The 11,518-nt window shown below is 74.2% G+C and carries 13 protein-coding genes and 1 pseudogene; 9 read left to right on the top strand and 5 right to left on the bottom strand.

Going from position 1 to position 11,518, the window contains the following annotated elements; translation table 11 throughout:
• Positions 1 to 11: 11 nt before the first annotated feature.
• Positions 12 to 245 carry a sigma factor-like helix-turn-helix DNA-binding protein gene (locus tag ACIP9H_RS18220; protein WP_401586718.1) on the bottom strand — a complete coding sequence of 78 codons (234 nt, stop codon included), beginning with the start codon at positions 243 to 245 and terminating at the stop codon, positions 12 to 14.
• 20 nt (positions 246 to 265) lie between these two features.
• Positions 266 to 349, bottom strand: a pseudogene (locus ACIP9H_RS18215) (sigma factor); the annotation flags it as partial.
• 329 nt (positions 350 to 678) lie between these two features.
• Here ACIP9H_RS18215 and ACIP9H_RS18210 point away from each other — a divergent pair.
• From ACIP9H_RS18210 to ACIP9H_RS18190, 5 genes are all read left to right on the top strand, one after another.
• Positions 679 to 1,740 carry a ricin-type beta-trefoil lectin domain protein gene (locus tag ACIP9H_RS18210; protein WP_401586715.1) on the top strand — a complete coding sequence of 354 codons (1,062 nt, stop codon included), beginning with the start codon at positions 679 to 681 and terminating at the stop codon, positions 1,738 to 1,740.
• 280 nt (positions 1,741 to 2,020) lie between these two features.
• Positions 2,021 to 2,593: a VanZ family protein gene (locus tag ACIP9H_RS18205; RefSeq protein ID WP_401586713.1), complete on the top strand. Its 573-nt coding sequence runs from the start codon at positions 2,021 to 2,023 to the stop codon at positions 2,591 to 2,593.
• Positions 2,594 to 2,724: 131 nt separating this feature from the next.
• Positions 2,725 to 2,991 carry a DUF6400 family protein gene (locus tag ACIP9H_RS18200; protein WP_360909340.1) on the top strand — a complete coding sequence of 89 codons (267 nt, stop codon included), beginning with the start codon at positions 2,725 to 2,727 and terminating at the stop codon, positions 2,989 to 2,991.
• The gene (locus ACIP9H_RS18195) at positions 2,978 to 3,208 is read left to right on the top strand and encodes a hypothetical protein (protein ID WP_401587316.1); all 231 of its coding nucleotides are present in this window, start codon (positions 2,978 to 2,980) and stop codon (positions 3,206 to 3,208) included. The genes ACIP9H_RS18200 and ACIP9H_RS18195 overlap by 14 nt, the downstream gene beginning before the upstream one ends.
• A gap of 116 nt (positions 3,209 to 3,324) precedes the next feature.
• Positions 3,325 to 4,443, top strand: coding sequence for a chemotaxis protein (locus tag ACIP9H_RS18190; protein WP_401959769.1), 1,119 nt, complete (start codon positions 3,325 to 3,327; stop codon positions 4,441 to 4,443).
• Between the two features lie 71 nt (positions 4,444 to 4,514).
• On the opposite strand, the gene ACIP9H_RS18185 is transcribed toward ACIP9H_RS18190, so the two are convergent.
• Positions 4,515 to 4,961 (bottom strand): SRPBCC family protein, encoded by a 447-nt coding sequence (locus ACIP9H_RS18185; protein ID WP_401586708.1) that lies wholly within the window; start codon positions 4,959 to 4,961, stop codon positions 4,515 to 4,517.
• Positions 4,962 to 5,214: 253 nt separating this feature from the next.
• Between ACIP9H_RS18185 and ACIP9H_RS18180 the strand changes: the two genes are divergently transcribed.
• Positions 5,215 to 6,735: a S1 family peptidase gene (locus ACIP9H_RS18180; protein ID WP_401586705.1), complete on the top strand. Its 1,521-nt coding sequence runs from the start codon at positions 5,215 to 5,217 to the stop codon at positions 6,733 to 6,735.
• Between the two features lie 55 nt (positions 6,736 to 6,790).
• The gene (locus ACIP9H_RS18175; RefSeq protein WP_401586703.1) at positions 6,791 to 7,534 is read left to right on the top strand and encodes a class I SAM-dependent methyltransferase; all 744 of its coding nucleotides are present in this window, start codon (positions 6,791 to 6,793) and stop codon (positions 7,532 to 7,534) included.
• Here the strand turns inward: ACIP9H_RS18175 and ACIP9H_RS18170 are convergent.
• Positions 7,501 to 8,415, bottom strand: a complete 915-nt coding sequence (locus ACIP9H_RS18170; protein WP_401959767.1) for a DMT family transporter — start codon at positions 8,413 to 8,415, stop codon at positions 7,501 to 7,503. The two genes, ACIP9H_RS18175 and ACIP9H_RS18170, sit on opposite strands and share 34 nt — an antisense overlap.
• Before the next feature lie 71 nt (positions 8,416 to 8,486).
• On the opposite strand from ACIP9H_RS18170, the gene ACIP9H_RS18165 reads away from it, so the two are divergent.
• Together ACIP9H_RS18165 and ACIP9H_RS18160 are read left to right on the top strand one after the other, a co-directional pair.
• A complete protein-coding gene (locus ACIP9H_RS18165; RefSeq protein ID WP_401959766.1) occupies positions 8,487 to 9,416 on the top strand; it encodes a LysR family transcriptional regulator in 930 nt (309 codons plus the stop codon).
• A gap of 41 nt (positions 9,417 to 9,457) precedes the next feature.
• Positions 9,458 to 9,973 carry a DinB family protein gene (locus tag ACIP9H_RS18160; RefSeq protein ID WP_401586695.1) on the top strand — a complete coding sequence of 172 codons (516 nt, stop codon included), beginning with the start codon at positions 9,458 to 9,460 and terminating at the stop codon, positions 9,971 to 9,973.
• Between the two features lie 19 nt (positions 9,974 to 9,992).
• On the opposite strand, the gene ACIP9H_RS18155 is transcribed toward ACIP9H_RS18160, so the two are convergent.
• Positions 9,993 to 11,483, bottom strand: a complete 1,491-nt coding sequence (locus ACIP9H_RS18155; RefSeq protein ID WP_401959764.1) for an MFS transporter — start codon at positions 11,481 to 11,483, stop codon at positions 9,993 to 9,995.
• Positions 11,484 to 11,518: the final 35 nt, after the last annotated feature.

Here is an 11,518-nt window from a genome sequence, read left to right as displayed (position 1 = left end):
CGAGCGGGTGCTCAGGCCGCCGCGCCGCGGTAGCCGCGCCGTGCCGGCTCCGCCCGCAGGGCACGGACTCCGTGGTGGGTGCGGGACGTGACCGTCCCCCGCGGGACGCCCGGCTGCGCGGCGACGTCCTCGCCCTCCTGGCCCATGACGTGGACGCGGACCACCACTTCACGGTGCGCGGGGGCGAGCGCGTGCAGCGCGCCGACCAGGACCGGGCGAGATTGCGGGCCACGCGGAAGAGCCACATGCGGATCGGCCGCCCGTCGGAGTCGAGGCGCCCGGCACGCTGCCAGGTCCGCAGCAGGGTCTCCTGGAGAACGTCCTCGGCGGTGTGCACATCACCGCCCATCAGGCCGCCGACGTAGCGTCGCAGGCCCTCGGTCTCGGCAAGGAGGCGGTCCGCGAGGTCCCGTCGCCCCCTTCCGCGTCGTGTGGTGCGGGGGTCACGGCGCCGGCTCCCGGAGGATCTCATCTGCCCTGGCGCACCGACTCGTTCCAGCAGGTGGGGTGAACGATTTCGCCCGCCAGGGCGTGCTGTACTTACGAGGTTGGCGAACGGTCGATCATTCGGCGAGGCTCTTAAGACGACGTTCGCTCACTGTGCATGTTCCGGCAGAAGTTGCGCGGACCTGCGCCTCCATGCTTCCCGGCAGCCTCACCGATACGACAGGAGACGATGTGCCGTCCCCATCCGAGCCACGGCACCCCGAGGTGCTCGAAGGAGCACCCGAACGCTTCAGCGAGCAGTTCGCCCGGCGCCCCGCACTGCCCCGCCGGGGGCTGCTGCCGGGCAAGCGGGTATGGGCCGCGACAGCCACCGCGGCCGCCGTCGTGGGCTGCGCGGTGCTGGTGGTTCCCCTACTCGCGCAGATAGACCTGTTCCCCGATCACGGCACCGACGGCAGCACGTCCGTGGCCGTCGGCCTGCCGGCCGCCTCCGTGTCCGCCGGCACCCCGGAGGACACGGCATCGAACCCGTCCGCGCCCTCCGGGTCGCACTCCGCCGGCAGCAACACCGGCCCCCAGAACTCCGGTCCGCGCGGCCAGGTGAACGGCACGGCCGGCGGCTCCGGCACGGTCTTCACCGGCGGCGGCTCCACCGGCACCGTCAGCGGCGGCGGCAGCACCGGCGGCGCGGGCGGCACGGCCACGGGCGGCGGAGGCACCGGCGGCGGCGGAACGACCGGCGGCGGCAGCACGGGCGGTTCGGGCACGAGCGGTTCGGGCTCGTCCGGCTCCGCCACCGGCTCGGGCACCGGCGGCGGCACCAAGTCCAATTCCGGATCGGGCGGTTCGCCCGCCAAGCCCACCGCCACGCCCACCAAGACACAGCAGAGCGTCTCGGCCCCCGGCGTGCGCATCCGCAGCTCCGCCACCGGGCGGTGCATCGACATCACCAACGCCGCGGACGGCATCGGCCGCGACGGCAGCCGCCTGCGGATCTGGGACTGCGGTGGCAGCGCCTCACAGAAATGGGACTTCCGCTCCGACGGCTCGGTCCACTCCCTCGGTCTGTGCATGGACCTGGCCTGGGCGTCCACCGACAACGGCACGGCCGTCCAGCTCGCCAAGTGCAACGGCGGCTGGGCCCAGCAGTTCGTGCTCAACAGCGCCGGCGACCTGGTGAACCCGCACGCCGACAAGTGCGTCGACGTCGTCGACAAGGGCACCGCCAACGGCACGAAGCTCCAGCTGTGGACCTGCTACGGCACCTCGAACCAGAAGTGGTACCGCGGCTGACGGATCGTCATGCCGGGTCCGGGCCCGCCGGTTCCTCCGCCGCCCGTGTGGCGCGGTGGGCGCCGGCGGGCCCAACTGCTGTGACGGCCGCGCACATGCCGCGCGCACTCCGGAAACCGTCCCCGGCCGGAGAATCCTCCCCTGCTTCCGGGGTATCCGTCGAAGGCGGGGTCACGACCGGAGGAGGGGCTCAGTGGTGCGGTCAGTGTGGGGTCGGAGAACGTCGAAGCCAGCCAAACCGACCAAGGCAGCCAAGGCACCGGCGCCGAGGCGCCGTTCGGTGCTGGCGACGGTGGGCCGCTGGGCCGCGGTGGCGGTGGCGTTCGTCGCCATGGTGGCCTTCGGGGCGGTGCTCGCCCGCGCGACGCTCTCCCCCTCGTACGCCTCCGAGGGCCTGGCGCACGCCAATCTGCACCCGGGGGCCTCGCTCCGCCAGTACTACGAGCGCTACACGGTGGCGGGCGCGGTCCGGCAGGTCGGCGGCAACGTGCTGCTGGGCATGCCCTTCGGTGTGCTGCTGCCGGTGCTGGCCCCCAAGGCGCGCGGCGCCCTGCGGGTCGTGGTGACCACCGGGCTGGTCATGGTCCTCGTGGAGCTCGCGCAGGGCGCGGTGGTGCAGGGCCGGGCCTTCGACGTCGACGACGTGATCATGAACACCACGGGCGCCCTGCTCGGCTACCTGCTCCTCGGCCGCCGGCTCGGCCGGGTCGTGCACGCGCTGCCCGAGCCCGCCCCGGCCCCCGCCCCGGCGGCCGCGAGCACACCGCGCAGGACCGCCCCCGGCCCCGCCGCCCCGCGCAAGTCCTTCCGGCCCTTCGCGACCGTCCGGCGCGGGCTGGCCAAACGCCCCTGAGCAGTCCCTGACCAGCCCCTCACCAGCATGGAATGCGTCACATTCGGGGCGGGAACGCTTCCCAGCAAGTCCGGCATTTTGATACACACGTTTGATTCACCCCCGAGTGCCGCGGGAGCGGGCGAGCGACCATGAACCACAACGATTCCCCGGACCAGCTCCACACCTTCGAGCTCGACTTCACCGAGCACGAGACGGCCCGTCGCGCCGAGGTCGTCGCCGCCCTCGGCGACGACTGGGATCCCGTCGAGGTCCTGCGCGGCGAGGACGAGGCGCACCGGCTGCTGTACTCGGGCCTGGACGAGGAGCAGGAGGCGGTGCACCGCATGCTCGTCGCGGCCGGCGTCCTGCCGGCCCGCGAGGAGACCGGGAAGGACGACGGTGCTGCTTCCGATTGATCCCTCCGCGGACCCGGGCCGCCGGGCCTGGATCCCGTGCCCCCGCTGCGAGGACCACGCCGAGTGCGCCACGTGCGCCGCGGGCCGCAACTGCCCCGACCACTGGCGCTACTTGCTCTCCAACCAGGGCCCCGTGGTGCATCTGCAGTGCCCGTCGTGCACGCACATGTGGTCCTGGGACAGCGGCTTCGGCGCCCGCCACCGCACCGCCGGCTGAACCACCGCCGGGAGCCGTTCTCCCCCGGCAGGCGACCCGGCGCGGGGTGTGAAACGCTCGGGAGGTGGGCTGCCCCCGTCCGCCGGGGAGCAACCGTGGACCTCGAGGAGGCAACCATGGAAACCGACGCCCTCACGGCCGGAACCCTGCGGGAGCTCCGCGCGACCAGGCCGTACCCAGCGGTGTCGCTGACCATGCCTACGCACCGGCGTCCGGACAACGCCCAGGACGCGGTGCGGCTGCGCAATCTCATCGCCGAGGCCGAACGCCGGGTCGAGAACGACCCGGACGCGTCCCGCCGGACCCGGATGAACATCAAGGGCCAGCTCCAGCGGGTCGCGTCCGAGGTGGACCTGCGGCATTCGCTCGACGGTCTGGTCATGTACGCCACAGAGGACGACCACCAGTTGTGGGTGCTGCCGCGGCCGGTGCCCGAGCGCGTCGTCATCAGCGACAGTTTCCTCACCCGCAACCTGGTCGCGGCCAAGGCGCGCGCCCGCCCGTACTGGGTGCTGGGCGTGGCCGCCGACCGGGCGACGCTGTGGAGCGGCAGCGGGCGGTCGCTCCAGCCCCACGAGGGCGACGGCTTCCCCGCGGAGCCGGAGCACCTGGAGTGGGACCCGGAGCGGCTGGAGCAGATCGGCGACTACCCGAGCACCTTCAGCAACGAGGAGACCCGGCGCTTCCTGCGCACCGTCGACAGCGCGCTGGCCGCGCTGCTGGGCGCGGACGCCCGCCCGCTGTACCTGGTGGGGCTGCCCGACGCGGTCGGGCTGCTCAAGGAGGTCGGCACCGCCTCCGACGCCGCTGTGGCCACCGTGCTCAAGGGCGGTCTGACGGACGCCCCCGAGCCGGCGCTGCTGGAGGAACTCGCCCCTGCCCTGGAGGAGTTCGCGCGCCAGGAGACCGAACGGGTCGGCGCGCGGCTGGAGGAGGCCCGGAGCCGCCGCACCTTCGCCGCGGGACTGGACGAGGTCTGGGAGTCGGTGTGCGAGGGCCGGGCCGAGCTGGTCGCGGTCGAGGAGGACTACCAGCGCATCGTGCGGCTGTCGGACGGCCACCTGGTCCCGGTCGACGGCGACGCCGAGCAGGCCGGCGGCTTCGAGGGCGGTGTGCGCGAGGACATCGTCGACGAGGTCGTGGAGACCGCGCTCGACAAGGGCGCCGAGGTCGTCCTCCTGCCCCCCGACACGCTCGCCGGGCACGAGCACATCGCCGCGGTACTGCGCTACTGACGCGGTCCCGGCCGCACCCGCGGACGCCGCGGGTGCGGCCGCGCCCGTCGGCGCGGCTGCGTCCGCCGGGGTCAGGAGGCCTCGACGGCCGCCTTGATGCGCTGCCCGAAGGCGGGCGCGTCCTTGCGGGCCGCGCTCAGGGCCAGCCCGGCGAGCAGCTTGCCGATGCCGTGCCCCTCCAGCTCGTTGAAGATGCGCACCCGGGTCATCCGTTCGCCGACCGGCTCCAGGTCGTAGCCGCCCTGCACCGCGGTGACCAGGTTCTTGGACTGCTCCGCCCAGCGGATCCGGTTGGGCGCGTCCAGCACCGTGATGCGGAACTCCCGCCGGGACTTCATGCCGGCGTCCTTGACCACGCTGGTGAAGATCGTGCCGACGGTGGTCGGACCGGCCGGGCTCTTCCTGATCTCCTGCACCCGGGGGCTGAACTCGGGGTCGTGCGTTCCTTCGGCGAGGTAGGCGAAGACCTCGCCGACCGACCGGTCGATCTCGACCACTGCCTCGAACTGTCCGCCCATCCCGACTCCTTGATGGCTCACCCCCGCGACGCGGACGCGCCGTCGCGGGCGGCGCCCGCCTGGCGCCTCTCCGTCACGATAGGTCCTCGCCGGTGCCCGGGCACCCGGGACGCCCGGTCCCGCCCCCCTCGGACAACGGTCGCCGCGGCGGTGAGCACGCGGCGCGTACCGCACGTATGGAGGGTGGGCCCGGGTCGCGGGTCCGCGTACGGATGCGGAAGTAGGGGTCTGGGTGAGGCGCACACGGCGTGGCGTGCAGCGCGCGATACGGCTCGTGGCCGTCGCGGGAGTCGTCTGCGGCGGGGTGATGGTGTCGCAGTCCGGGGCGAACGCGTCGCAGGACGGCGGTGGCGGACGGCGGGTCCTGGACGCCCCGGCGGACGGCGCGCAGAGCGTCGGCAGCGCCGCCACCCTCGCCAGAGAGCTGGAGAGCCGGCTCGGCGACTCCCGTACCGCGGGCAGCTGGGTGGACGCGCAGGGCCGCCCGGTGGTCGCCGTCACCGATGACGCGTCGGCGGCCGAGGTGACCGGGGCGGGCGCGCAGGCGAAGGTCGTGCGGTACAGCATGCGCGAGCTGAGCGCGGCCGGGGAGACGCTCCGTGAGGCACCGCGGGTGGCGGGCACCGCGTGGTCGGTCGACCCCAAGTCGAACACGGTGGTGGTCCTCGCGGACGCCACCGTCTCGGCCGCCGACTGGTCGCGGCTGAAGGAGGTGGCCGACGGCATCGGCGGCGCGGTCCGCATGGAGCGGACCACGGACACGTTCACCGTCCGCACCGCGGGCGCCGCGCCCATCTTCACGCGGGGCAGCCGCTGCTCCGCCGGTTTCAACGTCACCAACGGCAAGGAGACCTTCCTGCTGACCGCGGGGCACTGCGGCCCGGTCGGCACCACGTGGTTCGGCGACAACCGGGGCGCCATCGGGGTCGGTACGACGGTGGCGAGCTCCTTTCCCGGCGGGGACTTCTCCCTGATCCGCTACGGCGGTCCCGGCGACGGCACCACGGACGACGACCGGACGAGCGCGGTGAACCTGGGCGACGGCCGGGCGGTACGGATCAACGGCGCGGCCGAGGCCCTGGTGGGACAGCAGGTCTTCCGCAGCGGCAGCACCTCGGGCCTGCACTCGGGCCAGGTCACCGGCCTGAACGCGACGGTCAACTACCCCGAGGGCCAGGTCGGCGGCCTGATCCAGACGACGGTGTGCGCCGAGCCCGGGGACAGCGGCGGCCCGCTGTTCGCCCAGAGCCTCGCCCTCGGCGTCACCTCGGGCGGCAGCGGCGACTGCACCTCCGGCGGCATCACGTTCTTCCAGCCCGTGACGACCGCGCTGGCCGCGCTGGGCGTGGGCATCCCCCGTGCCACGGACAGCGACGGCACGGCCCCGGGCGACCAGAACGGCGGGCCGGCGGCCCCGGTCTCCTCCGCGCCCGCCGCGGACCCGGCCACGGGCACGGGCACAGGTGCCGGTGGCGCCACCCCGGGCGGCGGGAATCCACAGGACACCCCCAACGGCCAGGCGACACCGGCGGCCCCGGCCGCGCCGGCCGCTCCCGGGGCGCAGGGCGGGGCGAACGCCCCGGCGGCTCCGGGGGCCGCAGGCTACCCGGGCACCGCGGCCGACACCTCGGCCTTCGCCGCCATCAGCAGCGGCCGCGGCATCGGCCCGGGTGTGCTCGTGATCGCCATCAGCTTCCTCGGGCTGCTGGCCACGCTGTGGATCAGGCCCGCGGGCGGCGGAGGCGGGCACGCGTACCGCCGCCAGTGGAATTGACCACGGAAGGGCAAAGCTTTCGCCCGCCGGGCGCGCGGCGACGCAGGATGGAGGCATGACGATCATTTCCCGCGCCCGTTCCTTCGACAAGGCGGCCGCCCTGTACGCGGCGAACCGCCCCTCCTACCCGGTGGCCCTGCTGGACGCCCTGGAGGAGGTCGCCGGGCGGCCGCTGGCCGGTGCCCGCGTGGCGGACGTCGGCGCGGGGACCGGGATCGCGACGGCCCTGCTGCACGCCCGCGGCGCCCGGGTGGTGGCCGTCGAACCGGGCGACGGCATGGCCGCCCAGTTCCGCCGCTCGCTGCCCGGGGTGCCCGTCGTGCGCGGCGAGGGCGACCGGCTGCCGCTGGCGACCGGCGCCCTGGACTTCGTCACGTACGCGCAGGCCTGGCACTGGACGGACCCGGCGGCCTCGGTGCCGGAGGCGCTGCGGGTGCTCCGTCCCGGCGGCGCCTTCGCGGTGTGGCGCAACGACTTCGACCGCTCGGCACCGTGGCTGGCGGACCAGGAGGCCCGGCTGCGGGCGTACTTCGGGCACGGCGGCGGCGCCCTGGGCGGCGGGGCGAAGGACCGGGTGCCGGAGGGGCCGGAGTTCACCGTGCGCCGGGTGGCCTGGACGCGGCGGGTGCCGCTGGACGTCCACCTCGGGAGCCTCGGCAGCCATTCCGCGTTCCTCGTGCTCGGCGAGCAGCCGGCCCGGGACTTCCTCGCCGCCGAACGGGAGCGGCTGACCGCGCTCTTCCCCGACGGCACGGTCGAGGAGCCCTATGTCGTCACCTTGGCGGTCGCGTTCCGCTGAGCCCGTCCCCGGGTGGCCCCCGCCGCGGGCCGCCGCCGGTTGATCAGGACGACTCCGGCGATCCCGAGCACCCCGCCGGCCAGTTCGGCCCAGTGCGGCGTCTCGCCGAGCCACACGAAGGCGACGGCGATGGCGACCGGCGGGACGAGGTAGAGCGCCGCGGTCGAGACGGCGAGCGTCGTCCGGGCGACCGCGTACCCCCAGAGCACGAAGCCGAGCGCGGAGGGCAGCAGCCCGAGCCAGACGGCCGCCCCGAGGGCGGCGGCGGGCGCGTGGACCGCCGCCGTCACCGTCCCCGGCGCGAGCGGCAGCAGCAGCGCCGTCCCGGCCCACATCGCGTAGCAGGCGACCTCCAGGCCCGTGCGATGGCGCAGCAGCGGCTTCGTGGCCACGTGGTAGATCCCCTGCACGACGGCCGCGGCGAGCACGACGAGGGCCCCCGCGGAGACGCGCGCGCCGCCGTGGGCGAGGGCGATGACGGCGGCGCCCGCGATGGCCACGAGACTGCCGGCGACGATGCGGACGGTCAGCGCCTCACCGAGGCAGGCGGTGGCCAGCAGCACGCTGAACACGGGCGCGAGCGCGACGAGCAGGCTCGCGGTGCCGGCGGGGACGTGGACCTCGCCCCAGTTCAGCAGCACCTGGTAGGCGCTCATGCCGGTCAGCCCGCACAGCACGATGAGCGGCAGGTCGCGCGCCCGCGGCCGCCGCACCCCGGTCAGCGGTGCCACGACCGCCAGTGCCACGGAGGCGACGGCCAGGCGTAGGAACGACAGCCCCGCGACGCCGAGACCGTCCAGCCCGACCCGGATCGCGGGGAAGGCGGACGCCCAGAGCACGACGGTGCCGGCGAGGGCCAGGGTGTGGCGGGCGTTCTTCACGTCCCCACTGTCCCCAGTAGAATGACAAAGATCCAGTTACTCTTTCTATGCGGAACGAAAAGGTGAGCTTCGTGCTCGATGTCCGCCGGCTGGCCCTGCTGCGCGACTTCTCCGTGCACCGCACCATCGCCGCCACCGCCGAGGCCCTGCACCTGACCGGTCCCGCGGTCTCGCAGCAACTGGCCGCGCTGGAGCGCGAGGCGGGCGTCCCCCTCCTGGAGAAGCACGGGCGCACCCTGCGGCTGACCGCCGCGGGCCGGCTGCTGGTGGAGCACGCCGAGGTGGTCCTCGGCGACCTCGCGTCCGCCGAGGCCGCCCTCGACGGCCTGCGCGGCGGGGACCGGGCACCGGTGCGCGTCGCCGCCTTCCCGTCCGCGGCACGCGTCCTGCTGCCGGACGTCTGGGCGCGCCTCGCCGCCGGGGCCGCCGCGGACGGCACGGGACCTGCCGAACTGCGCATCGCCGAGCACGAGCCGGACGCCGCCGTGGGCGCGCTGCGCCGCCGCGAGGCGGACATCGCGGTGGTCCACGCGTACAGCCTGCTGCCCCGCGACGTCCCCGCGGGGTGCGAGCAGCACCGGCTGCTCGACGAGCCGGTGCTGCTGGCCCTGCCGGCGGCCCTCGCGGACCGCCTGCGGCTCGCCGCCGGGGAGAGCGCCGACCTCGCCGGCCTCGCCGCGGAGAACTGGCTGATGCCCGGTCCGGAGACCTCCTGCCACGAGCTGACCCGGCGGGCCTGCGGGGCCGCCGGGTTCGTCCCGCGGCCGGTGGCGCTGGCGAGCGACTTCGCCGTGCTCACCGCCCTCGTCGGCGCCGGGGCGGGGGTCGCGCTCGTGCCGCGCATGGCCCTTCCCGCCGCCCTCGACGGCGTCAGCCTGCACCCGCCGGCCGACCCGGTGACCCGCACCGTCTCCGCCCTGCTCGCCTCCGGCACCTCGCGGCAGCCTGCACTGCGCCGGGTCCTGGAGTGTCTCGTGGCCGCCGCCGGGGCAGCCGCCTAGCGTGGAGCGCAACCCGGCCCACCGAAACGCAGGGAGTACCCGTGAAGAGCGCCCAACTGCTGGTAGACGCCTTCGGCCGGATCCAGGAGGTCGTCCATGAGGCCGTCGACGGCCTGACCCCCGACGAACTGCACGCCCGTCTGGACGACCGCTCCAACTCCATCGCCTGGCTGGTCTGGCACCTCACGCGGATCCAGGACGACCATGTCGCCGACGCCGCCGGCACGGAGCAGCTGTGGACCGCCGACGGCTGGGCCGGCCGCTTCGACCTGGGCCTGCCGCCGTACGACACCGGGTACGGGCACGTCCGCAAGGAGGTCGACGCGGTGCGGGTGGCCTCGGGCGAGCTGCTCACCGGCTACCACGACGCCGTCCACGACCACACCGTCGGCTATCTGCGCACCCTGCACGAGGCCGACTTCGAGCGTGTCGTCGACGAGAGCTGGGACCCGCCCGTGACCCTCGCCGTCCGGCTGGTCAGCGTCGTCTCGGACGACCTCCAGCACGCCGGCCAGGCCGCGTTCGTGCGCGGCCTGGTCGCGCGCCGCACCCGCTGAGCGACCGGGCCGCGGCGGATCAGCCCTTGGTGGCGGCGGTCCGCCCGGACTCGTCGACGGCGCTGAGCGGCGCGGCCAGCGACTCCAGGCTGCGGCGCTCGGCGCGCACGCCGATGGCCGCCTCCACGCACCCGGCGACGATCATCAGCACCGCGCCGATGCAGAAGGCGAGCGTCGTGTCGGACGGCTTCCCGCTGCTGACCAGCCCGTTGAAGAGCAGCGGCCCGGTGATGCCGCCGAGCGCCGTGCCGACCGCGTAGAAGAACGCGATGCACAGCGCCCGGGTCTCCAGCGGGAAGGTCTCACTGACCGTCAGATACGCGGCGCTGGCACCGGCCGAGGCGAGGAAGAGCACGGCGGTCCAGCACGCCGTCATCGTGAACGCGCTGAGCATGCCCTGCTGGAACAGCCAGGCGGTGCCCAGCAGCAGGATGCCGGAGCCGATGTAGGTGCCGGAGATCATCGGCTTGCGGCCGACCGAGTCGAAGAGGTGGCCGAGCAGCAGCGGCCCCATGAAGTTGCCGACCGCGATCACGGCGAAGTAGTAGCCGGTCTTGCCGTTGGGGACGTCGAAGAACGTGGTGAGGATGACGGCGTAGCCGAAGGTGACGGAGTTGTAGAGGAAGGCCTGGCCGGCGAAGAGCGCGAGGCCGAGCACCGTGCGCCGGGGGTAGGTGCGGGTCACCGTCCGGGCGATGGTGACGAAGCCGATGTCGCCGCGCGGGGTGATGAGGATGCTGCCCTCGGGCTCCGGGAGGGGCCGCCCGGTCTTCTCGTGGATCTCCCGCTCCACGTCGGCGACCAGGCGTTCGGCCTCCTCGGCCCTGCCGTGGACGAACAGCCAGCGCGGACTCTCCGGCACATGGCGGCGCACGAGCAGGATCACCAGGCCCAGGACCACACCGATGGCGAAGGAGAGGCGCCAGCCGACATCGGTGGCGAACAGCGCGGTGTTCAGCAGGGCGATGGACGCGAAGGCGCCGACCGCCGCGCCGATCCAGAAGCTGCCGTTGATGATCAGGTCCACCCGGCCGCGGACCCGGGCCGGGATCAGTTCGTCGATGGCGGAGTTGATGGCCGCGTACTCGCCGCCGATGCCGAAGCCGGTGAAGAAGCGGCACAGGATGAAGAACCAGGCGGTCCACGAGAACGCCGTGACCGCGGTCGCCGCCAAATAGACGGCCAGGGTGACCATGAACAGCTTCTTGCGGCCGAGCCGGTCGGTGAGGCGGCCGAAGAACAGCGCTCCCAGGCACGCACCCGCCACGTACACCGCCGCCGCGAGAGTGGTCACCTGGGCGGTGCTGATGTCGATGCCGCTGCCGGACTCCGCGAGGCGGCCGGCGATGTTGCCGACGATCGTCACCTCCAGGCCGTCGAGGATCCAGACCGTGCCGAGGCCGATCACGATGCGCCAGTGCCAGCGCGTCCAGGGCAGCCGGTCCAGCCGTGCCGGCACGTCCGTCCGCATTGCTCCCGGTGGATCGGCGTGAGCGGTCGACCCTGCCATGGGGCCACCTCCTGGGCGTTCGGCGTGCGGGGCGG

The sequence above is a fragment of the Streptomyces sp. NPDC088732 genome, assembly GCF_044751205.1.
Lineage (GTDB): Bacteria > Actinomycetota > Actinomycetes > Streptomycetales > Streptomycetaceae > Actinacidiphila.
The sequence above is the reverse complement of the archived record's forward strand: the minus strand, read 5'-3'. Positions and strand labels throughout refer to the sequence as shown.

Coding starts and splice junctions, on each gene's coding strand:
- ACIP9H_RS18190 (WP_401959769.1), top strand. CDS start 3,325: ATGGAAACCGACGCCCTCACGGCCGGAACCCTGCGGGAGCTCCGCGCG.
- ACIP9H_RS18175 (WP_401586703.1), top strand. CDS start 6,791: ATGACGATCATTTCCCGCGCCCGTTCCTTCGACAAGGCGGCCGCCCTG.
- ACIP9H_RS18200 (WP_360909340.1), top strand. CDS start 2,725: ATGAACCACAACGATTCCCCGGACCAGCTCCACACCTTCGAGCTCGAC.
- ACIP9H_RS18155 (WP_401959764.1), bottom strand. CDS start 11,483: ATGGCAGGGTCGACCGCTCACGCCGATCCACCGGGAGCAATGCGGACG.
- ACIP9H_RS18185 (WP_401586708.1), bottom strand. CDS start 4,961: ATGGGCGGACAGTTCGAGGCAGTGGTCGAGATCGACCGGTCGGTCGGC.